Raw genomic sequence first — 535 nt, 5'->3', positions numbered from 1 at the left:
AACGTGCCGGAAAGTGACGGGCGCTGTTCGGGCAGCCCACGCGTTGCGTGATTGCCCTGCGCCAGTCCACCGGCACCCACGCCTGTTTAAGGAAAAGGGGCGGAACCCTTTTCCCGGCGTGGAAATTTACTCCTAGAGCAAAGTTACTCCGATCACGATTTGAGAAAATACGAATTTCTAAAATCCCATCGGTTTACTCTTGGAGATTATGACAGGATAAGGTAGTTGTGTTACAAATCACAAATACAACCTGAGGTATAGATTGAGCAAGCCAGCCGACACCACTGTCTTTTCTGTTCGATTGCCGTCAGATGCCTTGGAGCTTTTGGAGGGGGCCGTGACTGCGCTCGGAGCCAAGAGCCGCAACCAAATCATCCAACGACTGATCTATCGTCTGATCGGGTATCTCGATCCTGACCCCGCTGTTGTGGGTCTCTGGCAGAAGCACTTGCGGCAGGTTCAGGGTGGATACACCAACCTCAATCAACTGGCGAAATCGGCCAAGCGCGGCACGGTGATCTGGACGGATGACGAC

Annotated in this window: 1 protein-coding gene; it reads left to right on the top strand. The window is 53.3% G+C overall.

From position 1 onward, the window contains the following. Positions 1–337: 337 nt before the first annotated feature. On the top strand, positions 338–535 hold a 198-nt coding region (locus tag ACR0AU_RS21975), incomplete at its 3' end, for a hypothetical protein (RefSeq protein ID WP_480796335.1).

The organism is Ruegeria sp. CG1 (assembly GCF_056537265.1).
Note: the sequence above shows the minus strand (reverse complement) of the source record. Positions and strands in the feature narration are given on the sequence as shown.